Source organism: Neorhizobium sp. PAMB6630 (assembly GCF_058242775.1).
Genome location: NZ_CM177836.1, coordinates 2063479 through 2085181 on the forward strand (window position 1 = coordinate 2063479; position 21703 = coordinate 2085181).

At 61.5% G+C, this 21703-nt stretch carries 21 protein-coding genes; 5 read left to right on the top strand and 16 right to left on the bottom strand.

The window, feature by feature from the left end; all coding sequences use genetic code 11:
- Positions 1-16: 16 nt before the first annotated feature.
- The 4 genes from AC4CWF_RS09740 to AC4CWF_RS09755 are packed head-to-tail and all read right to left on the bottom strand — an operon-like array spanning position 17 to position 5188.
- A complete protein-coding gene (locus tag AC4CWF_RS09740; protein WP_491281491.1) occupies positions 17-1204 on the bottom strand; it encodes an acyl-CoA dehydrogenase family protein in 1188 nt (395 codons plus the stop codon).
- Positions 1205-1208: 4 nt separating this feature from the next.
- Positions 1209-2039, bottom strand: a complete 831-nt coding sequence (locus tag AC4CWF_RS09745) for an enoyl-CoA hydratase family protein (protein ID WP_491285334.1) — start codon at positions 2037-2039, stop codon at positions 1209-1211.
- A gap of 23 nt (positions 2040-2062) precedes the next feature.
- Complete coding sequence (locus AC4CWF_RS09750; protein ID WP_491281492.1) at positions 2063-2854, bottom strand: SDR family NAD(P)-dependent oxidoreductase; 792 nt, start codon at positions 2852-2854, stop codon at positions 2063-2065.
- Positions 2855-2863: 9 nt separating this feature from the next.
- The gene (locus tag AC4CWF_RS09755) at positions 2864-5188 is read right to left on the bottom strand and encodes a bifunctional salicylyl-CoA 5-hydroxylase/oxidoreductase (RefSeq protein WP_491281493.1); all 2325 of its coding nucleotides are present in this window, start codon (positions 5186-5188) and stop codon (positions 2864-2866) included.
- A 257-nt stretch (positions 5189-5445) separates the two neighbouring features.
- Here AC4CWF_RS09755 and AC4CWF_RS09760 point away from each other — a divergent pair, with 257 nt between their 5' ends.
- Complete coding sequence (locus tag AC4CWF_RS09760; RefSeq protein WP_491281494.1) at positions 5446-5874, top strand: OsmC family protein; 429 nt, start codon at positions 5446-5448, stop codon at positions 5872-5874.
- Between the two features lie 19 nt (positions 5875-5893).
- Here the strand turns inward: AC4CWF_RS09760 and AC4CWF_RS09765 are convergent, their stop codons facing one another.
- Positions 5894-6391 (bottom strand): BON domain-containing protein, encoded by a 498-nt coding sequence (locus tag AC4CWF_RS09765; RefSeq protein WP_491281495.1) that lies wholly within the window; start codon positions 6389-6391, stop codon positions 5894-5896.
- Between the two features lie 63 nt (positions 6392-6454).
- Entirely contained in the window at positions 6455-6952 is a 498-nt protein-coding gene (locus tag AC4CWF_RS09770) for a peptide deformylase (RefSeq protein ID WP_491281496.1), read from the bottom strand.
- 259 nt (positions 6953-7211) lie between these two features.
- Here AC4CWF_RS09770 and mgtE point away from each other — a divergent pair, with 259 nt between their 5' ends.
- Entirely contained in the window at positions 7212-8627 is a 1416-nt protein-coding gene (mgtE, locus tag AC4CWF_RS09775) for a magnesium transporter (RefSeq protein WP_491281497.1), read from the top strand.
- 108 nt (positions 8628-8735) lie between these two features.
- Positions 8736-9122 (top strand): MerR family transcriptional regulator, encoded by a 387-nt coding sequence (locus AC4CWF_RS09780; RefSeq protein ID WP_491281498.1) that lies wholly within the window; start codon positions 8736-8738, stop codon positions 9120-9122.
- On the opposite strand, the gene AC4CWF_RS09785 is transcribed toward AC4CWF_RS09780, so the two are convergent.
- Together AC4CWF_RS09785 and AC4CWF_RS09790 are read right to left on the bottom strand one after the other, a co-directional pair.
- Complete coding sequence (locus AC4CWF_RS09785; RefSeq protein ID WP_491281499.1) at positions 9123-10136, bottom strand: heparan-alpha-glucosaminide N-acetyltransferase; 1014 nt, start codon at positions 10134-10136, stop codon at positions 9123-9125.
- A 105-nt stretch (positions 10137-10241) separates the two neighbouring features.
- Positions 10242-10925, bottom strand: coding sequence for a DUF599 domain-containing protein (locus AC4CWF_RS09790; protein ID WP_491281500.1), 684 nt, complete (start codon positions 10923-10925; stop codon positions 10242-10244).
- Between the two features lie 576 nt (positions 10926-11501).
- On the opposite strand from AC4CWF_RS09790, the gene AC4CWF_RS09795 reads away from it, so the two are divergent.
- The gene (locus tag AC4CWF_RS09795; RefSeq protein WP_491281501.1) at positions 11502-12899 is read left to right on the top strand and encodes an L-serine ammonia-lyase; all 1398 of its coding nucleotides are present in this window, start codon (positions 11502-11504) and stop codon (positions 12897-12899) included.
- 75 nt (positions 12900-12974) lie between these two features.
- The gene (locus AC4CWF_RS09800; RefSeq protein WP_491281502.1) at positions 12975-13412 is read left to right on the top strand and encodes a DUF1489 family protein; all 438 of its coding nucleotides are present in this window, start codon (positions 12975-12977) and stop codon (positions 13410-13412) included.
- A 110-nt stretch (positions 13413-13522) separates the two neighbouring features.
- Here the strand turns inward: AC4CWF_RS09800 and AC4CWF_RS09805 are convergent, their stop codons facing one another.
- The 8 genes from AC4CWF_RS09805 to AC4CWF_RS09840 all read right to left on the bottom strand — a co-directional run bounded on the left by AC4CWF_RS09805 (position 13523) and on the right by AC4CWF_RS09840 (position 21686).
- Complete coding sequence (locus AC4CWF_RS09805) at positions 13523-13792, bottom strand: hypothetical protein (RefSeq protein WP_491281503.1); 270 nt, start codon at positions 13790-13792, stop codon at positions 13523-13525.
- Positions 13793-13880: 88 nt separating this feature from the next.
- Positions 13881-15371 (bottom strand): SPOR domain-containing protein, encoded by a 1491-nt coding sequence (locus AC4CWF_RS09810; protein ID WP_491281504.1) that lies wholly within the window; start codon positions 15369-15371, stop codon positions 13881-13883.
- 370 nt (positions 15372-15741) lie between these two features.
- The gene (locus AC4CWF_RS09815; RefSeq protein ID WP_491281505.1) at positions 15742-17349 is read right to left on the bottom strand and encodes an MFS transporter; all 1608 of its coding nucleotides are present in this window, start codon (positions 17347-17349) and stop codon (positions 15742-15744) included.
- 114 nt (positions 17350-17463) lie between these two features.
- On the bottom strand, positions 17464-17904 hold the full coding sequence (locus AC4CWF_RS09820; protein ID WP_491281506.1) for a DoxX family protein: 441 nt from the start codon (positions 17902-17904) through the stop codon (positions 17464-17466).
- 7 nt (positions 17905-17911) lie between these two features.
- Positions 17912-19894, bottom strand: coding sequence for an amidohydrolase (locus AC4CWF_RS09825; RefSeq protein ID WP_491281507.1), 1983 nt, complete (start codon positions 19892-19894; stop codon positions 17912-17914).
- A complete protein-coding gene (locus tag AC4CWF_RS09830; protein WP_491281508.1) occupies positions 19894-20205 on the bottom strand; it encodes a XapX domain-containing protein in 312 nt (103 codons plus the stop codon). Before AC4CWF_RS09830 ends, AC4CWF_RS09825 begins: the two co-directional genes overlap by 1 nt.
- Positions 20202-20948 carry an alpha/beta fold hydrolase gene (locus AC4CWF_RS09835; protein WP_491281509.1) on the bottom strand — a complete coding sequence of 249 codons (747 nt, stop codon included), beginning with the start codon at positions 20946-20948 and terminating at the stop codon, positions 20202-20204. Before AC4CWF_RS09835 ends, AC4CWF_RS09830 begins: the two co-directional genes overlap by 4 nt.
- 81 nt (positions 20949-21029) lie before the next feature.
- The gene (locus AC4CWF_RS09840; RefSeq protein ID WP_491281510.1) at positions 21030-21686 is read right to left on the bottom strand and encodes a hydrolase; all 657 of its coding nucleotides are present in this window, start codon (positions 21684-21686) and stop codon (positions 21030-21032) included.
- Positions 21687-21703 lie beyond the last annotated feature (17 nt).

Here is a 21703-nt window from a genome sequence, read left to right on the forward strand (position 1 = left end):
GGCATTGGTCTCCAGGTCAGGCGTTCTTCAACAGTTCGCGGGCAATGATGAGTTTCTGCACTTCCGTGGCGCCCTCGTAGATGCGCAGCGCCCGGATTTCGCGGTAGAGTTTTTCGGTGATCTCGCCGACCCTGACACCGCGTCCGCCAAACATCTGCACTGCGCGGTCGATGACCTTCTGGGCGTTTTCGGTGGCGACCATCTTGGCCATCGCCGCTTCCTTGGTGGCGACCATTTTCTGCACGTCGCGACGCCAGGCCGCGCGGTAGGTGAGGAGGGCGCCGGCGTCGATCTCGGCGGCCATGTCGCCAAGGGCTGCCTGCGTCAGCTGCAGGTCGGAAAGCTTCGCCCCGAACATGGCGCGCGCCTTGGCATGGGCGACTGCCTCGAAGAGCGCGCGGCGGCCAAAGCCGAGGGCAGCGGCGGCGACCGATGCGCGAAAAATGTCGAGCGTGCGCATGGCGATCTTGAAGCCTTCACCGGGCGTGCCGAGCAGCCGGTCAGCGGGAATACGGCAGTTCTCGAAGCGGATGGTGGCCAGCGGGTGCGGCGCAATCACATCGATTCGCTCGGCAATCGAGAAGCCGGGATCATCGGCATAAACGACGAAGGTGGAAATGCCGCGTGTGCCCGGTGCTTCGCCGGTGCGGGCAAAGACCGTGTAGACATCGGCAATGCCGCCGTTGGAAATCCAGGTCTTTTCGCCGTCGAGCACATAATGATCGCCGTCGCGGCGGGCGGCACAGGCCATGGCCGCCACATCCGAGCCGGCTTCCTTTTCCGATAGGGCGAAAGCTGCGATCCATTCGCCGCTCTGCGCCTTCGGCAGCACGGTTTCCTGCAGGCTGGCAGAGCCGGAAAGACCGATGGCGCCGGTGCCGAGCCCCTGCATGGCAAAGGCGAAATCGGCAAGTCCATCGTGGAAGGCGAGCGTTTCGCGCGTCAGGCAAACCGCACGGCTGTCGATCGGCTCGCGGCCGCCAGCACCCGTTGCGGCATCGAGCAGACCCGCTTTGCCAAGCGCGCGTACCAGCGCCCGGCAGGCGGCATCCGTGTCGGCATGGTCGATGGCGGCAAGCGTGCCGGAAGCGGCAAATGCGTCGAGCTTTTCAACCAGAGCCCGGTGGCTATCGTCAAAAAACGGCCAGTCGAGATGGTCGCGCGAAGGGGGCTCCGGAGAGCTGCCGGGGGCGTGATGTGCCATCGCCTCAGTTCCCTTCGAAGACCGGCTTGCGTTTTTCGGCAAAGGCTTCGAAGGCACGACGAAAATCCTTGGTCGCCATGCAGATCGCCTGCGCCTGCGCTTCCGATTCGATCAGCTCGTCGATGCCCATGGCCCATTCCTGGTTCAGCATGGTTTTTGTCATCGTGTGGGCAAACCAGGGACCGTCTGCCAGCGATCGCGCCAGTTTCTGCGCCTCGGCCTCCAGATCGTTTGCCGGGTAAAGATTGTTGTAAAAGCCCCAGGCATGGCCTTCAGCGGCGCTCATCGCACGACCGGTAAAGAGAAGCTCTGCCGCACGTCCCTGTCCGATGATGCGCGGAAGAATGCCGCAGGCGCCCATATCTGCGCCAGCCAGTCCGACGCGGGTAAACAGGAAGGCTGTCTTTGCCTGCGGTGTCGCAAGACGGAGATCAGAGGCCATGGCAAGAATGGCCCCGGCGCCGGCGCAAATGCCATCAACGGCGGCAATCACCGGCTGCGGGCATTTTCGCATCGCCTTGACCAGATCGCCTGTCATGCGGGTAAAAGCCAGAAGATCCGGCATCGCCATCTTCGTCAGCGGCTCAATGATCTCGAACACGTCGCCGCCGGAGGAGAAATTGCCGCCGGCACCGGTCAGCACCACGGCCCTGATGTCGGAGGCATCCGCCAGCGCACGAAAAAGGTCGCGCAGTTCACGGTAACTTTCGAATGTCAGCGGGTTCTTGCGCTCCGGCCGGTTCAGCCGGATGGTGGCGATGCGGCCATCCTCGCTGACCTCGAAGAGAAAATGCGTTGGCTGGTAATTGCGCAGCGCGTCTTTATGCGCCGCCATCGATGGCTGGTCCGTGTTCACAGTCAAAAAACCTCCCCACCGGCGACCGCGATCGCCTGTCCATTGATCGATTGGGCACTGGGAGACGCCAGCCACAGAACGGCGTCCGCGACCTCCTCCGGCGTCACCAGCCGTCCTTGCGGATTATGCTTTGTCAGTTCCTTCAGCGCCTCCTCAGGGCTGCGCCCGGTCTTCTGCACGATTGTCTCCAGCGCGCCGCGCACCAGCGGCGTATCGGTAAAACCAGGGCAGACGGCATTGACGGTGACGCCGGTGCGGGCAAGCTCGAGCGAAAGCGCGCGCGTGAGGCCGATGACGCCGTGCTTTGCCGCCACATAGGCAGATACATAGGCATAACCGGCGAGGCCCGCCGTCGAGGCGATGTTGATGATGCGCGCACCGTCGCCCCTTGCCTTCAGATCGGCAAGAACCGCCTGCGTGACGCAGAACACGCCGGTGAGATCCACCGAAAGCACGTGGTTCCACATCTCCAGCGACGTCTTTTCAAAGGAGGCCGTCGGCGCCTCTCCGGCATTGTTGATGAGGATATCGATGGGGCCAAAGCGGGCGCGGGCGGTTTCAAGGCCAGCCGCGATGGCCGCCGGATCGGTCACGTCGAAGCCGGGCAAGGCAAGGGTTTGCTCTGCCCCGAGGCGCGCCGAGAGGGATGTGAGCGGGTCTGCCCGGCGTCCCGCAAGCGTGACCTGTGCGCCGGCCGCCACAAGGGCTGCGGCAATGGCGGCACCAATGCCGGAACCGGCGCCGGTCACACATGCGTGGCGGCCGACAAGCCGGCCTGCGGAAACCTGTGGCACGGCCACCTCCTATTTGCCCGCCAGTGCCGGCTGGGCAGCACGGGCAAGATTGGTTTCGTACTGGCGCTTGCCGGAATAATACTGCTTTGGCCAGGCGACGGAGGTGAGCCCGATGCGGGCCGCCTCATGCAGAACCCAGGCAGGATCGGCCAGATGTGGGCGGGCGACGGCGCAAAGATCGGCGCGGCCGGCCGAAATGATCGAGTTGGCGTGATCGGCCTCGGAGATTGCGCCAACGGCAATCGTTGCAATGCCCACCTCGTTGCGGATCTTGTCAGAGAAGGGCGTCTGGAACAGGCGGCCATAGACCGGCTTTTCCGCCTTCGAGACCTGCCCCGAGGAGCAGTCGATCACGTCGGCGCCGGCCTCCTTGAACATTTTGGCAAATATCGCCGCATCGTCAGGCGTATTGCCGCCTTCCGCCCAGTCATGGCAGGAGAGACGCACCGACATCGGCTTTTGCGCCGGCCAGACGGCGCGCATGGCCTCGAACACTTCGAGCGGAAAACGCGCGCGGTTTTCGTGAGATCCGCCGTATTCATCCGTGCGCCGGTTGGTGAGCGGCGACAGGAAGGCTGATATCAGGTAGCCGTGGGCTGCGTGGAATTCCAGCCAGTCGGCACCTGTTTCGGCGGCCCGGCGCGTGGCCGAGACAAAATCGGCCTTCACGCGGTCCATGTCGGCGCGGTCCATCGCCTTCGGCACCTGGCTGTGCGGCAGATAGGGCAGGGCGGACGCCGAGATCAGCGGCCAGTCCCCCGCGTCGAGAGGCTGGTCAGCCCCCTCCCAGGCCAGTTTCGTCGCACCCTTTGCGCCGGCATGGCCAAGCTGGATGCCAACCTTTGCGGCGCTGTTTTGATGGACGAAATCGACAAAGCGCGTCCAGCCGGACACCTGCTCGTCATTCCACAGGCCGAGGCAACCGGGCGTAATACGGGCATCCGGGGAAACGCAGGTCATTTCGCCAAAGACGAGGCCGGCGCCGCCGAGCGCGCGGGCGCCGAGATGGACAAGGTGAAAATCACCGAGCAGGCCGTCTTTTGCCGAATACATCGCCATGGGCGACAGGACGATGCGGTTCGGCAGCGTCACGTCGCGCACGCCATAAGGCGTGAACATCGGTGGCGGCACCGAGCCATCTTCGGCGGCCACAAGGCCGGAGTGTTCGGCAAACCAGCGCTCATAACCCTCAAGCCAGGTTCTGTCGCGCAGGCGAAGGTTTTCGTGGCTGATGCGCTGCGAACGCGTCAGCATCGAATACATGAACTGTTCGGGTGGCAGCGTATCGGCATAACGCTTACCGACCACCTCGAACCATTCCATGGCATTGCGGGCGGCATTCTGGATGCGCGCCACATCGACGCGGCGGATCTCTTCGTAGACGTGGAGCACGGCGGGGATCGCCGATTTTTCGTGGCCTGCCTTGTTGAACTGGTTGGCCAGTTCGATGGCATCATCGATGGCAAGCTTGGTGCCGGAACCGATGGCGAAATGCGCCGTGTGGGCCGCATCCCCCATCAGCACCACATGCGACTGGCCGTTGAAATGGCTCCACTTGCCGCAGATCAGGCGGGAAAAATTAAGCCATGCCGAGCCGCGCAGATGGCGCGCGTTGGTCATCAGCGGCGCACCTTCCAAAACCTCGGAAAACAGGTCCCGACAGAAGTCGATGGAGCCCTGCTGGTCCATCTCGCCCAGCTTGTGGGCCTGATAGGCCTCTTCCGTCGTTTCCACGATAAAGGTCGAGGTGTTTTCGTCGAACTTGTAGATATGCGCCTGGAACCAGCCGTGATCGGTCTTGCGGAAATCGAAGGTGAAGGCATCAAACAGCTTGTTCGTGCCAAGCCAGATATAGCGGTTTGGGCGCACCACCATATCAGGCGCGAAGATGTCTTCGTATTTCTGGCGGATGCGGGAATTCAACCCGTCAGAGGCGATGATCAGATCGGCATCGGGAAAATCCTGATCGCCCTGCACATCGGTCTCGAACACCAGTTCGACGCCAAGCGCCTCGCAGCGCCGCTGCAGGATGTTCAACAGCTTCTTGCGGCCGATGCCGACAAAGCCATGGCCGGACGTGCGCTGGCGGGTGCCCTTGAACAGGACCTCGATATCATCCCAGTGATTAAAGGCCTGTTTGATTTCAGCGGCGCTTTCCGGATCCCAGGCCTGCATGGACACCATCGTTGCATCGGAAAACACCACGCCCCAGCCAAAGGTGTCATAGGGCCGGTTGCGCTCCACCACACGGATATGGTGCTCGGGGTGCAGCTTCTTCATCAGGAGCGCGAAGTAGAGGCCGGCCGGACCGCCGCCGATGCAGACAATGCGCATGTTCCGATTTCCTTCCCGGGGAATGACAAACTGTTCCGTTTTTATTTTAGGTTTAAAGTAATCGCGTCGAGCGCCACCCGTCAAGCTTGAAATTCACGCGACCGCGCACCGTCGCTGGCGAATTGCCGCAGGTGAGTGGCGCGGGCGATGACGGCTTGACGCGACCTCAAAAACCCTCAGGAATGCCCGCTCAGGACACGCCGGACATACCAGGTTTCGCGGCGTGCCTCGGATACAGCGATGAATGGAAAAACATCATGGTGGACATCAGGGTAAAAACGCGGCTGACCGGCGCGACGGCACGCATGGAAAATCGTGGTCCGGCCACGCTTTTGACCGAGACGGGCGGTGCGCTGGAGGTGGTGACAAGCGTGTCCGACCCCGGCTTTAATCCGCTCGATCTGCTCTATTCATCACTGTCTGCCTGCCTGGCGCTCAGCGTCAAGGGCGCGGTGGTCAAGCTGCATCTTCTTGAAAAATTTTCCGGCGTCAGTGTGCATGTCACGGGAGAGAAAGCACACGAAGGTGTGTCACGCGTGGCGGAACTCTCCGCCGATATCCGGATCGGCGGGGAGTATAGCGACGACGAGCTGAAAAACATCGTCACGCTGGCCAAGGAGCTTTGCACGGTGAGCAACACGCTGTCGCTCACCCCGCAGATAAAGATCAGCGCGCAGCCGCTTTAAGCAGGCCGCATCACCGCGATCAGTCGTCGTCCGGGATCAGGCTGTCGATGCCCAGAAGCGTCAGTTCGTTGACAACACGGCCGACCCCCGGCACGCGCTTGACATGGGCGACGATCTTGCGGGCCGTCTGGCTGTCGTCCACTTCACCTTCGATCGTGACAGTGGTGCCGTCGGCACGAATATCGATTGTCTCCATGGCAACGATATCAAGAGCTTCAAGAGATTCGCTCACACGTTCCTCAAGGTCGTCTGTCTCTTCGACACCGACTGTTGCGGGCGTGCGACGATCGCTCACCGGCTCTTCCAGACCGGTTTCGTCTGCGCTGTCGACCGCATAACCCTTGTTTCTCTCACGGTCGAAATTCGCCTTCGGGTCGCCATAGGCGGCATTGTCCACCGGTGCTGCACCAGCGCCTGCCGGATCGGAATAAGGCCAGCCATCATCGATGTTGCGGCTATCGTAATCGCGGTAGTCTTCTTCGCGGGACATATCGTTCACGGGCTTTTTCGACGCCATCTGGGCCTCCTCGGGTGGTCGGGTGCTGCCATAACGCCCGGGAACGCCGTTGGTTCGATCGCCTTATGCGCGCATTTCTTTTTCAAAGCGCCGCACCAGCCGGTCGCGTTTCAACCGTGACAGGCGCTTCAGCCAGAAGATGCCGTCGAGCTGGTCGATTTCGTGCTGGATGCAGGTGGAGAGAAACCCATCTGCCTCGTCTTCGTGAACGGTTCCCTGGAGATCCTGGTAACGAAGGCGGATGGCGCGGGGCCGCTCCACCTCGTCGGTGATGCCGGGCATGGACACGCTGCCTTCGGTGAAACGCTGGAGATCCACCGACCGGGTGAGGATTTCCGGGTTGATGTGGACGATCAGCGGCTCGTACGGCCCGAGCTTGATGACCGACACCCGTTTGAGGACGCCGACATGAGCAGCCGTGATGCCGACGCCGGGTGCGGCCTGCATCGTCTCCAGGAGATCACTCACCAAGGCTGCAAGGCTCTCATCGAACTCAGTCACCGGTGCACATTTTGCGGCAAGCAGCGGGTCCGGATAACGAAGAATGGCTCTGACAGGCACGCGGCTCTCCTGATGACGATGACGGGAGACAGGCGCTGTGAGGGGTGTCTCATTCCTGTCAGACGGGTTTCGTATGCCTTTGTAAACCGGAACCGGTATAGGAAACAGATCGGCTCCGGTGTTTTCACAAGGCGCGGCCGATCCCGGTCGAAACGCCGTATCCAATTGTTGACAATCGGTTTTTCGAGGCCATTCTGCGGATCGCAGCCATCGACGGCAAGCGGATGGCGGCAAAGCAGAGGCAAGGCGAGGGCGCGGCATGACTGATATCCAAGAGGACCGCGTTCGCCCTCATGCCGACGAGCGGGATGATGACATCTACGCGGAAAACGGCTCGATCCGGGCCGACTTCCTTGCCTTGGTCGGGGCCGCGATTGCTGACCGCGACCTGCTGTTTCTGCGCCAGAAGGTGGCAAGCCTTCACGAATCAGAACTGGGCGACCTGCTCGAATCGATCCTGCCCGACCAGCGCATGGCGATGGTGCGCCTGCTCGGCGACGATTTCGACCTGACGGCGCTCACCGAGGTGGATGAAGCCATCCGCCTCGAAATCGTCGACCAGATGCCGAATGCGCAGATTGCAGCTGCCATCGGCGATCTTGATTCCGACGATGCCGTCTACATTCTGGAAGACCTCGACAAGGAAGACCGGGAAGAGATCCTGGCGCAGCTGCCGTTTACCGAACGGGTGCGGTTGCGGCGCGCGCTGGATTATCCGGAAAGCTCGGCCGGACGGCGCATGCAGACGGAATTCGTCGCGGTGCCGCCGTTCTGGACCGTCGGCCAGACCATCGATTACATGCGCGACGAAGAGGACCTGCCGGAAAGTTTTACCCAGATTTTTGTCATCGATCCCACATTCAAGCTGCTCGGCATGGTCGATCTCGACCGCATCCTGCGCACCAAACGGCAGGTGAAGATCGAGCAGGTGATGCGCGAGACGAACTATCCGATCCCGGCCGACATGGACCAGGAAGAGGCTGCCCAGCTTTTCGAGCAATACGACCTTATCTCGGCCGCTGTCGTGGACGAAAACGGCCGCCTCGTCGGCGTGCTTACCATCGATGACGTCGTGGACGTTATCCAGGAAGAGGCGGAAGAGGACATCATGCGCCTCGGCGGTGTCGGCGATGAAGAACTGTCCGACACCATTCCGGAAATCTCGCGCTCGCGCGTGCCCTGGCTTCTCGTCAATCTGCTGACGGCGCTTCTGGCCGCTTCCGTCATCTCGCTGTTTGAGGCAACCATCGAGCAGATCGTGGCGCTCGCCGTGTTGATGCCGATCGTTGCCGGCATGGGCGGCAATGCCGGATCACAGACCATGACGGTGACGGTGCGGGCGCTCGCCACCCGCAATCTCGATATCTACAACGCGTGGCGGGTGGTGCGACGCGAGGCGGGCGTCGGGCTGGTGAACGGCGTGATCTTCGGCATCCTGATCGGCCTTGCCGCCGGCCTCTGGTTCCAGGATCCCAATATAGGCGGCATCATCGCCACAGCCATGCTGATCAACATGATGGCCGCCGCATTGGCTGGCATCATGATCCCGTTGCTGCTCGACCAGATCGGCGCCGATCCCGCCGTGTCGTCAGCGGTTTTCGTGACGACAGTGACCGACGTGACCGGGTTTTTCTCGTTTCTCGGCCTGGCCACCTGGTGGTTTGCCATCAAGTAAGAACCGCAGCACGTGCGGTGACCTCACCGGTCCGTGATCGATTTGCCCCTCAAAATTGACTGTTACGTAAAAGTCAATTATCCTGCCTTAACCAGACAGGATGCCGGCGTGAACAAATATTATACCATCACGGAACTGACGCGGGAATTCGGGGTCTCAACCCGGACCTTGCGTTTTTATGAGGATGAAGGGCTGATCCACCCGGAGCGGCGCGGCCGCACTCGGCTGTTTCGCATGGCCGACCGCCGGCTGATCCAGGAAATTTTGCGCGGGCGCCGCATTGGCTTCACCATCGCCGAAATCCGCGAAATCATTGAGGTCTATCGCTCGCCGCCGGGCGAGCTTGGCCAGTTGACGCTGCTGATGAAGCGAATCGATGAAAAGCGCGACGATCTTCGCCAGAAGCGCAAGGATATCGACGACACGCTGAACGAACTCGACAATGTCGAGGAAGCCTGCCTGACGCGTCTCGCCGAAATCGGTGTCGGCACCTGATCAGCGACTGCTGATGGCGCATTCTTGCACGATGGCCTTGAAGCGCGGGTCGGTGGTTTGATCGATCTCACCACGTTGCAGGGGAATGAAAAGCGATTCCTCTACCAGCTTGTTGGTTGTGCAGCCGCAGAAGCGTTCGCAAAGTCCTGCTTCATTACCTTCAGCCACGCAACTGCGTGCACAACTCTGGATACTACTAATCGCATCGGCCGTCGGTGCCGGATAGATCAGCGACGCCAGGTAGACGAGGCCGATCAGCACCGGCTGGTGAATGAGATAGAAGGCAAGGCTGTGGCGGCCGGTTTTTGTCAGCAGGTTCGGGCGCTGCTGCCATGCGGCAAGCCGCGCAAGCCCGCCATGATCGCGCAGCAGCCCGCCGATCGAAACGCCGGCGAGCACCGCGGCAAACCAGGGAAACAGTGGCACGAAATCGTTCGAGCGCGGAATGGTCTCGGCAAAACCGGTCCAGGCGAGCAGCCGCGTATCAAACACCGGAAAACTGAAAATGCCCGGCATGATCCAGGTGTCGAGCACCATGGCGACAAAAAGGCCGAGCGCGACAATCCCGGTCAATAGCGGGGGTACTCTCAGGAAGGCCAACGCCAGAAGGCTGGACAGCGCGATATTGTGCAGGATGCCGAAGAAGATCCATTCCTGCGGCATGGCAAAGCGCGTGGCGATGCTGATGACGGCGGCAGCACCGGCAACCAGCGCCAGCCGCTTGCGAAACGACGGCCAGCGGATGCCTTGTCCATGCGCCAGGATGAAGCTGAAGCCGACCAGCATCAGGAACGAGGTGGCGATCAGCCGCGCATAAATTTTCCACGCCCCCTGCGTTGCCGTTCCAGCCTCGAGATAGCCGAAAAATTCCAGATCCCAGGTGAAGTGGTAGGAGGCCATGGCGATGAGGGCCACGCCGCGCAGCGTATCGATGAGCGGAATGCGCGGCGCCCGGAGCGGGCCACCGGGGGGCGTGTGGGAGGCATCGGCATCAAGGGCAGTGGTGGAGGACAAGCGAAAACCTTGGGCGTTGATCGGGGAAAACCGACGTTGGCCTTCCCGACATGAAATGAGTTGATGCGGCAGGCAAGCGCCGGCCGGGGGCGTGCGTCACACCGCCTAACGATCCATGATCGCCCGTCGCGCTTCGGAGAAAAACTGCCGGCGCAGCAGGACAAAAATGACGAAAAGCGTCGATGCCATGAACATATAGGGCCCGATGAACCAACCGAGATAGCCGATCGACAGAAAAATCGTTCTGAGACCGGCATTGAAGTGGCGGGCAGCTATGACGTTCATGCGGATCACCTGGTCGGCGGCGCGCTCCGCCTCGGCCGGATTGGCATTGGCCTCATGCGTCATCGGAAGCGCGCCAAACAGAATGGTGCAGTAGTTGAACAGGCGATAGGACCAGCCGAACTTGAAGAAGGAATAGGCAAACAGCGCCGTCAGGCCGACGACCTTCGCCTCGAAGGCGGCGCGTCCGGAATATTCGACGAAGGCGAGATCGCGAAACACCACATCCACCCGGTCGGTGGCGCCGAGAAGCGCAAAACAGCCGCCGATGGCAAAGATCGAGGTGGAGGCGAAAAAGGCCGTGCCGTTCTGCAGGCCGGCCATGATCTGCGTGTCGATCATCTTCAGGTCACGTTTCAGCGAATTGTAGATCCACTGACGGCGCCGGTCGGCCATCACCTGGTTGAGGCTGCGGCGCGACAGCACCGGTTCGCCGCTGGTAAGCCTCGAATAGGTAAACCAGAGGATTGCAAAAAGAGCGAGGGCGACATAATCGAGCGTTGTCATCGGCTGTCCATTCGCGAATCCGGTCGTGTTGAGCATCGCTACAGCATCGGCACGAAATTCGAAACGGTTTTTGAAACGACGCTCACCGAAACGGCTTTGGCAGAGGCGGCGTCCGTTCGGGCAAGGCAAACGGTCCACTCGGATCATCTTGAAGGACGGCCTCAACAATCCGGTGGATGAAGCCGCCAAGGCGTTCACAACCTATGAGCCATGCGTTTTTTGCAGTTGCGAAATGTAAATGTCATTAATATACAGTTAAGCGTTTGACGCGCACACGACCCTCGTGTCCGCAATGGAGCATTTATGGAAGACAGCGTTCAGAAGTCCTGCTGGGGCGTGACACTCAAGGCTCTTGCAGGTTTTGCCGGCATCCTCGCGCTTGCCTATATCTTCGGAAGCATCTGATCGAACTGCTCTCCCCTTCATCCCATCCCTGATGGACAACACGCACTCCTTCGTGTGAGGCTTGTTGTCGCATCCGTTCCATTGCGTGTCGGCCCGCCGCCGCAATGGTGCCATGGCGAAGGTTAGGCTGCGCTCTGGATGACGAAGCAAGCCTGAAGGGTTTTACAGTTCATGTTCCTCTCCGTATTCGATGTGTTCAAGATCGGCGTCGGCCCCTCCAGTTCCCACACGATGGGACCGATGTCGGCTGCCAACCGGTTTCTGAACCTGCTGCTCTCGGATGAGTGGCCACGTCCGGCAGGCACGGCGGTTGCAAGTCTGAAAGTCAGCCTGCATGGATCGCTGGCCTATACCGGCATCGGCCATGGCACGGGCAGGGCGGTGATCCTGGGATTGATGGGAGAAGCCCCCGACAGCGTTGATCCGGACCGCATGGACGACATTCTGGCGGACGTGGATCGCACCGGACGCGTAACACCCGCCGGCCATCCGGCCTACCAGTTCAAACCGGAAACGGATCTCGTCTTCGATCGCAAGCAGCCGCTTGCGGGCCATGCCAATGGCATGAGCTTTTCCGCCTTCGACAAGCATGACCGGCTGCTCTTGAAGCGCATCTATTATTCCATCGGCGGCGGTTTCGTGGTGACCGATACGGAACTCGAGGCCATGCGCGGCACAAAAACGGCGTCAGCCGACAAGGTGCCATACCCGTTTGCCTCTGCAAAGCAGATGCTGGAGATGGCGCGCGGCTCCGGCCTCAGCATCGCCCAGATGAAGCGCGCCAACGAACTGACCAGGATGACTGGTGAGGAACTGGATGCCGGCCTTGACCGCATCTGGACGGCCATGAGCACCTGTATCGACCGCGGCCTCAAGGTGGACGGCATCATGCCGGGGGGCCTCAAGGTGAAGCGGCGGGCGAAATCCATCCACGACAAGCTGAACGCCGAATGGCGCAGCAACCACCTGAACCCGCTTCTCGCCAATGACTGGCTGTCGGTTTACGCCATGGCCGTCAACGAGGAAAATGCCGGCGGCGGGCGCGTCGTAACCGCCCCGACCAATGGCGCTGCCGGCGTCATTCCGGCGACGATCCGCTATTTCCTGCATTTCCATGAGGCGGCAACCACCGAGGATATCCGCACCTTCCTGCTGACGGCGGCCGCCATCGGCGGCATCATCAAGCACAATGCCTCTATTTCCGGCGCCGAAGTCGGCTGTCAGGGCGAGGTGGGGTCTGCGGCTGCCATGGCGGCTTCCGGCCTTGCCGCCGTCATGGATGGGTCCCCCGAGCAGATCGAGAATGCCGCCGAAATCGCTCTCGAGCACCATCTCGGCATGACCTGCGACCCGATTGCCGGCCTGGTGCAGGTGCCCTGCATCGAGCGGAACGCGCTTGGCGCCGTCAAGGCTGTCACCGCCGCATCACTTGCGCTGAAAGGCGACGGCTCGCATTTCGTGCCGCTCGATGCCGCCATCGAAACCATGCGCCAGACCGGCTATGACATGAGTGAAAAATACAAGGAAACCTCGACCGGCGGCCTGGCCGTTAACGTTGTCGAATGTTGACGCGCAACCGCTGAACATTCCGCACTGCGTCTCAAGCCTCTTGACGGCGCGGCCGGAACGGTTTTGAAGCAGCCCATGGCACTTCATCTTATCAAGCTCTGCGTCGGCGCAGAATCAATTCAGGACCTGCGCGAGTGGGTCACTGAGCGGGCGCTGTCGGCCATGGCGGCCGGTCTTCAGCCGCACAGCACCCACACCACCCGCATGGTGCCCAAGCGCCTCGACGAATTGCTGGACGGCGGTTCTCTTTACTGGGTTATCAAGGGGCAGGTGCTGGCGCGCCAGACGCTTCTCGATATCGAGACCTTTACCGGCGGCGATGGCATTTCACGTTGCAACCTCGTTCTGGCCCCCGAGGTGATCGAGACCGCGCCGCAACCGAAGCGACCCTTCCAGGGCTGGAGATACCTCAAGCCCGAGGATGTGCCGCGCGATCTCGGCGCCCTGGGAGACGATGTCGCCGCCATGCCGGAAGATCTTCGGCGCGAACTGACCGAACTCGGCCTTCTCTGACAGGCTTCGCCTGGCCCCTTTTAAAAGGTCCGGAAAAGCCTCTTCACATGCAAAGAGCCCGCCCAAGCCCCTGGAAAGGGCAGTGGACGGGCTCTCATTGTTCAAAGCAATCAACGCAGCTTGATGTGAACCGGGGAGTGTCCGGACCGTGAAGAGACGTGCAGATGGATCTGCGCCTCCGGCTGCGAATGGCGCCAGGCACGGGCGCCGTGGCACAGCAGCAGGCCGACGAGATCACGCGTGCGCTCTTTCGGTTTGGTAATGCCGATGCTTGCCAGCCGCATTGCGGCCTCATGCAGCGGGTGTAGGGCACCCTGCATCAGCTTTCCCTTGCTGCCCTGGGGCAGATGGAATTCGATGTTATTCTCATTCATCGCCATAACGACCTCGTAACGCAAATACAATCGAGGGTGTGGTTGCGGGTTCACCCGCAGTGCGGGGCCGGTGAAACCGGCCCGACACATCATTTTATTGCAGCGACGCCCAGCACTGGACGCCCTTCTTCTTCAGAGCATTGCAGGCATTCACGGCGGATTTCTGATCATCGAAGCCGCCGAAGCGGGCGCGATAGATCTGGCCGCCATTGGCGCTGACGGCCACGGCGAACGGCTTTGCCGAACGAAGTGCCGGGCCGGCCTTGCCCTTGGCCGTCTCGAGCAGATCCATTGCCCGGTCGCGATCCGGCGACACACCGATCTGCACGACCCAGCCTTCCGGCGTGTTCTTGCTGACCGACGGACGGGTGGAGGCGGTTGTGACAGAGTCTGTTTCCGCCGGGCTCTCATCACGGGCAGAAGCCTGTGGGGCATAGCCGGTTGCAGCAGCTGCCGGCGATGCCGTGACGGGTGTCCGGGTCATCGCAACGGTGACAGCCTCGGCTGCACTGCGGGACTTCGGTTCCGCTGCATAAGCAGAGGCACCCGGCATCTTCTCGTCCAGACGACCTGATGGCATAGGACCTGCATTCGGCAGGTCGAGCGATGCGACCGTTTCAGTGGCAGCAGCAACGGCCGGCGAACGGGCGGTGCGCACAGGAACCGGAACGGACGATTCGGCAGGCGGTGCAACGCTGCGGGTCTGGGCAATCAGGTTGCTGTTGCCGCCCTGCGAGGCTTTTGGCAGATAAGTCGCGACGAGCTTGCGCATCTGCGCATCGCGCCACGGCGTGCTGGAGCCGCCGAGAACGACGCCGACGATCGAGCGGCCATTGAGCTGGGCAGAGGTCGTCAGGTTAAAACCGGCAGCGCGGGTATAACCCGTCTTGATGCCATCGACGCCAGGCACGTTGCCGACGAGGCGGTTATGGTTGCCGATGGTCTGGTTGCCGAACTTGAAGACGCGCGTGGAAAAATAACCGTAATACTGCGGAAAGTGCTGGCGAAGCGCGATGCCGAGACGGGCCTGATCGCGGGCCGTGGTCATCTGCGCCGTGTTCGGCAGGCCGTTGGCGTTGCGATAGGTCGTGCGGGTCATGCCGAGCGCCCGGGCCTTGCTGGTCATCATCTGGGCAAAGCGGGCTTCCGAGCCACCGAGCTGCTCGCCAAGGGCGGTTGCAATATCGTTAGCGGAACGGGTGACGAGAGCAAGGATTGCCTGCTCGACCGTGACCGAACCGCCAGCGCGCACACCGAGCTTGGACGGAGGCTCGGAGGCAGCATGGGCCGATACCGTGACTTTCGAATCCAGCGAGAGACGACCGGCCTCCAGCGCTTCGAACGTCAGGTACAGCGTCATCATCTTGGTGAGAGACGCAGGATAACGCAGCGAATCGGCATCATCGCTGTACAGAACCTTGCCGGTCTTGGCATCGACAACGATGCCGGCATATTTCGGGTTCGCGGCAGCCGGCTGAAGCCCAAACGCCAGCACCGCAGATATAATAAAGATAAAACCAACGACCTTGTTGAAAATCGAGGCACCATCCTTCGGGAAGGACGTTGTGTTGACGTTATTCAGCACGGCTGCACTCACTCACTGCATTTCGGTTGTCATTTCCGGGCGCGCCCCCACAGCATCCGTTCACGAGACTTTAAGGGACTAGCGTTACCAAGAGGTTTATGATGAACGGGCGTTTAGGATTTTCGCGCGTGTTTTATCGACCATGGTTGTGGCCGTCCCCTGGTGCCCCGACAAAAGGGGAAATCACGGCATCAATGTGATGATCTGCTAACAAATACCGGGAGGATGTGCGGCATGAGATGCCGGATCCCGCCAAGGCCGGTTTTGATCGACGGATCAGCGGGGAGGGCGGCGTGCGCCGGAAAGCGCCCCGGCCCTTGATGGGCCGGCAGGCAAGAGCAGGTCGCACCTGCCTGTCTCTGGCTCTCGTTCAGTGGCGCTTGTGGTGATCCAAAGCGATGAAGTGGCGCACGACCGGTCCCTGTTCGCCCTCATGGAAGGCCCGTGTGGCAGCCTGAAGATCGGCGTCGGCTTTCGAGACGCGCTTGTGCTGGCGAAGATGTTCGGCCCAGGATTCCACGAAGAACCATTCAAGCACGGTTGCCGGGTCGGACGAATCCTCCGTTACGCCCCAGTTATAGGCGCCGTCCTTCTGGCGCTCGCGCGAAAGATGCGACAGCGCATGAAGAAAGGCCGTCCGGCGGGCCGGATCGATGCGGTATTCGATGGTGATCAGCACCGGCCCACGGTCATGGGCAACGGGTTCTGCCTGAAGCGGTTCGGGCCAGTGATTGGACGCCACCAGATCGGCTTCCCCGCGCGGCAGCTTGACCCGGTGCATCACAACACCTGCCACCAGAAGCCCTGCGGCTGCAATCAGCAGGGTCTGCGGGATGCCGGCGGCTTCAGCCACCACACCCCAGCCGAGACTGCCGGCTGCCATCGCGCCGTTGAACACCGTCAGATAGATGGCAAGCGCCCGCCCGCGCACCCAGTTGGGCAGGATGGATTGGGCCACGCCATTCAATGTGGTCAGCGCCACGATCCAGGCCATGCCGAGAAACAGAAGCGCAACGGGTGCCATCGCTTCCGGCGGCCGCAGGGCAAGGATCGTCATCACGACCGCGGTTATGACGGCGGAAAACAGGATGAGCCCGTCGGCATCCAGCCGCCGGCGCAAAGCCGGCAACAGGAAGGCGCCGGCGATCGCGCCAAGGCCGATGGCGCCGAGCAGAAAGCCGTAATAACCGGCGCTGCCGCCCAGAAGATTGCGCGCGACGAGCGGCAGCAGGGCCCAGACGGCGCTGGCAAAACCGAAGAAGACGGCGGCGCGCAGAAGCACGATATGCAGTTCATGGCTGGCGCGGGCATAACGCAGGCCGGCCCGAAAGGCACCGGCAAAATTTTCCTTCAAGAGGTCTGCCTCGCCACGCGGCCTTTTCCACCACACCAATGCGGAGATGACGATGACATAACTGGCAACGTCGGCACCATAGGTGACGGCTGCGCCAAAGCCGGCAAGCAGCAGCCCGCCGAGCGCCGGCCCGATGGCGCGGGCGATGTTGATGCCGAGCGAATTGAGCGCCACCGCACTTTTCAACACCTCGCGCGGCACAAGTTCCGGCACCACCGCCTGCCAGGCAGGGGCTGCGAGCGCTGCACCAACACCACCGAGGAAGGTCAGCCCGATCAGTGCTTCCACGGTCAGCAGATCAAGGCTTGCAAGCGTCATCAGGGTGAGGCTGACGCAGGCGAGCAGGATCTGCACCCCGATCAGCAGCTTGCGCCGATCAAAAATATCGGACAGGACGCCCGCGGGAATGGCGAGCAGAAAAAAGGGCAGGGTGCCCGCCGCCTGGATCGTGGCGACCGCTGCGGGGGCGGCCGAGAGATCCGTGACCAGCCAGGAACTGGCGACATCGCGGATGAAAGTGCCGGTATTGCCAAGGATCGTCGCCATCCAGAGCACGGCAAACACGCTCTGGCCAAGGGCTGCGAATGCGCCGTTCGCATCCTTTTCGTTTGGAGCCGATGACATGGCAACCTCCATCTGCGGGGAATGAGAGATCCCGGCTGCTCGGGCCGGGATCGATGACGGGTAAGGAAATCAGGCGAGCATATCGGCGTTGAACTTTTCCGCCTCCATCTGGCATCAGGAGGAGGACGAGGGCTGCGATGTCTGCGTGAGCGCCACATAAACAAAGGCGCCGGCAAGCCCGAGATGTTCGAAGAAGGCGTTCATCGCCATCATTCGTTCCATGCCCGGCGCCATCTCCCAGAAACGCAGGGCAATGAAGGTGGCGGCAAGGGTGAAGGCTGCAAGTGCCAGGGCACCGAGCCGACGCTGGACACCGGTGAGGATGAGGGCCGACATGGCAAGCTCAAAGACAATGACGCCAACCGCAAACAGCGGCGCGGGCAGCAGCCCGAAATGCCTCATCTCCGCCAGCGCGCCCTCGAAATCGAAGATTTTCGTGAGCGGTCCCTGGATATAGGCCGAGCACAGCGCAAGAAGAGCGAGAAACCGGATGACCCGGCCAGCGGTGACGGTAGGGGAAGCCGGCTTCTGCGTGGTGTGAGAAATGTGTGTCATGATGTCCTCACACCGCCCAGCAGGCGCAACCGAGGGCGCCGAAAAAGCCCTTCAGATCGGCAATCGGAAGCTTTGACGACCAGGCACCCGCATGGTCATGGCCATGAACGTTGCAATCATTGGCACAGCCGCAGCTTGCCATCGCCATGCGGCGCAGCGAGTTCTTGCCCGCACCCTGAGGTTCGCCCCAGGCGGCATAACCGCCGAAGGCACGCACCGGAGACCAATCCGGCATGGCGGGCGGAACCTTGTTTTCATCGAATTTCGCAAAATCGCCGGCGCCATACACGATTTTGCCGCCGACCATGGTCAGTTCGGAGGTGAGAAACGAAATCTCGTCTTCGGCGCAGGCGAAAAAGTCCTTGTCGGGAACGATGAGGTCCGCAAATTGGCCTTTTTCGATACGACCCTTCTTGCCTTCTTCGTTGGAGAACCAGGTGACATTTTCCGTCCACATGCGCAGCGCCGTATCGCGATCGAGGCAATTGGCGCGGGGATAAAGCTGCATGCCGCCCAGCGTCTTGCCGGTGATCATCCAGGCAAGCGACACCCAGGGGTTATAGGAGGCGACGCGGGTGGCATCCGTGCCGGCGGAGACATGCACGCCCTTTTCCAGCATCTTTGCAATCGGCGGCGTGGCTTCGGCAGCACCGTGGCCATAACGTTCAACGAAATATTCGCCCTGGAAGGCCATGCGATGCTGGACCGCGATGCCGCCGCCGAGCGCTGCGATCCGGTCGATCGACTGGTCGGAAATCGTCTCGGCATGATCGAAAAACCAGTTGAGGCCTTCCAGCGGTATATCCTGGTTTACCCGCTCGAAGACATCGAGCGCGCGCGAAATCGTCTCGTCATAGGTGGCGTGCAGGCGCCAGGGCCAGCGGTTTTCGGCGAGAACCCGCACCACGCCTTCCAGCTCGCCTTCCATTTCCGGCGGCATGTCCGGGCGCGGCTGGCGAAAATCCTCGAAATCGGCGGCGGAAAACACCAGCATTTCGCCAGCGCCGTTGTGGCGGAAATAGTCGTCGCCCTGCTTGTATTTGACGTTCGCCGTCCAGTTGAGGAAGTCTTCCTTCTCCTGTTTCGGCTTTTGCGTGAAGAGATTATAGGCGAGCCGCACCGTCATGTTGCCCTCGTCGGAGAGCTGCTGGATGACGGCATAATCATCCGGATAATTCTGGAAACCGCCACCGGCATCGATGACACCGGTGATCCCCAGCCGGTTCAGTTCGCGCATGAAATGGCGGGTCGAATTCACCTGATAGTCGAAGGGAAGTTTTGGACCTTTGGCAAGCGTCGAATAGAGAATGCCGGCATTCGGGCGGGCAAGCAGAAGGCCCGTCGGATTGCCATTGGCATCGCGGGTGATCTCGCCGCCGGGCGGATTGGGCGTGTCGCGCGTATACCCGACGGCGCGCAAGGCTGCCCCATTCAGCAGCGCCCGGTCATAGAGATGCAACAGGAAAACCGGCGTATCCGGCGCAATCGCGTTGATCTCGTCAATGGTCGGCAGGCGCTTTTCGGCGAACTGATGTTCGGTAAAGCCGCCGACGACACGCACCCATTGCGGTGGCGGCGTGATCGCCACCTGACGCTTCAGCATATCCATGGCATCGGCGAGCGAGCGCACGCCATCCCAACGCAGCTCCATGTTGAAGTTGAGGCCACCGCGCACGACATGCGTATGGTTGTCGATAAGGCCCGGCAGGACACGTTTTCCCTTGAGATCCACGATCTTCGTATCCGGGCCGGCAAGCGCCATGATCTCCCGGTCACCGCCGACAGCCAGAAAACGACCATCCTTAATGGCAACGGCAGAGGCTGTCGGATTGGTGCGGTCGAGCGTGGTGATCAGTCCGTGGTGCAGGATGAGATCTGCGGTCATGGGATTATCTCCAGATAAAGGGCCATTGGCGGCCGATGCCGGGCGCAGGAATTGCGGAAAGGCAAGACTTGAGGCGGCACTGAGAAAACGTCTCCGGGTCGGCATCAGGCGTCTCCGGCCTTGGACCTGGCTTCTTCCGACTTGGCCTTTGTCACTGTGTCGAGGGCCGGCGCTACGGGTCGGCTGCCCCTCGGCAGATGGCCGAACATGTGAGGCTTCACCTCATGCAGCCAGGAGAGGGCGGCCGGCTCCTTCTTCCAGACGGTGCGCACCAGCGGCAGAACCTGTTCTCCGACGAGAATGCCGAGGAGGCCGATCAGCGCCACGATGGGCGGGGCGGGAGAACGGACATTGAGCAAGCTGTAGACGATCCCGACAAGGATCCCTGCCGCGAGCGACATGAGGTAGATTTTCATGAGATTATTCCGGAATGCGGGTCGCCGGCGGCCCCGTTTGTCGCAGAGATCTCTGCAACGGCGTCCAGGATGACCCTGGCGACGGCATGGGGTTGCGAAAGAGGCGACATGTGGCTCGCCTCGAGTTCGGTCGTGCGGGCATCAAGCGCCTTTGCCAGATCACGCTGCAACTCGACGCTCACGGCTTTGTCCGCCTTCGAGATGACGCACCAGTTGGGCAGGTCCGCCCAGGCAGCGCGCGTCACTTTATCGGTGAATGTCGTGGGACCGAGCGGCGGTTGCGAGGCAAACAGCGTATCGGCCTCCACCTCCGGCAAGTCCTGGGCCACGCAGGTCGCCCAACCCTTGCGACTCATCCAGTAGCTGCCGCGGCTGTCGGGCGAAATTTCGGAAAGGCCGGGCGGGGCAGGGTATTCGCCCACCTGATCGCCGGTCGATTGCCCCGCTTTCGGCGCAAACGCTGCGACATAAACCAGCGCTGCCACCTTCGGATCATTGCCGGCCTGCGTGATGACAGTGCCGCCCCAGCTATGGCCGACGAGCACAACAGGCCCCTCGACGACCTCAAGGACATGCGCGACCGCCTTCACGTCATCGGCAAGCGATGTCGTCGGGTTCTGCACGGCATGAACGGATAGGCCCTCCTGCATCAGGAGCGGGATCACCCGCCGCCAGGTGGAGCCATCTCCCCAGGCACCATGCACGAGAACAACGGAAGGCCGGATAGCGGATTTCTGAGACATGCGAACCTCTTCGGATCACAAAAGCGGGGATGGGTCGCAGCGCCCCTCTTCATCGAAAGGAGGGGCGTTGCCGGTCTGGTCTCAGTGGCTTTCGGAGGCGCCGAACATCGATTTGGCGTAGATGATGCCGAGGCCGTAGGAACCGCCGAATTTTTTGGCCACGCCGGTCGTCATCTCGTAGGTTTCCGTGCGGGCCCAGTCGCGCTGCAGTTCGAGCAGATATTGCAGCGAGGTCATCGGCTGCGCGCCGGCCTGCACCATGCGGTCCATGGCGCGGTCATGGGCTTCCGTGGAAACGTCGCCGCAGGCATCGGCAATGACGAAGACTTCAAAACCCTGGTCGATCGCAGACAGCGCCGGACCGACGATGCAGACGCCCGTCCAGAGGCCGGCGAGCACGATGCGGCTTTTGCCGATGCGGTTGACTTCGCCGATCACGGCCGCGTCTTCCCAGGTGTTCATCGAAGTCCGGTCAAACAGCGGCTGGCCGGGGAAAGCTTCTGTGATCTCGGAAAACATTGGGCCGGAAAAGCTCTTTTCGGCAACGGTCGTCAGGATGGTGGAAACGCCAAAACCCTTGGCGCCGTTGGAGATGAGGGCTGCATTGTTGCGCAGGTTGACGGCATCGATGCTCTTGGTCGCAAATGACATCTGCGACTGGAAATCGATCATGATCAACGTGTGGTCGCTTGGCGTCAGAAGTTTTGCGCCGGGGGTCGGGGTCGCGGTGACGGACATGGGTGGCCTCTCGAAAT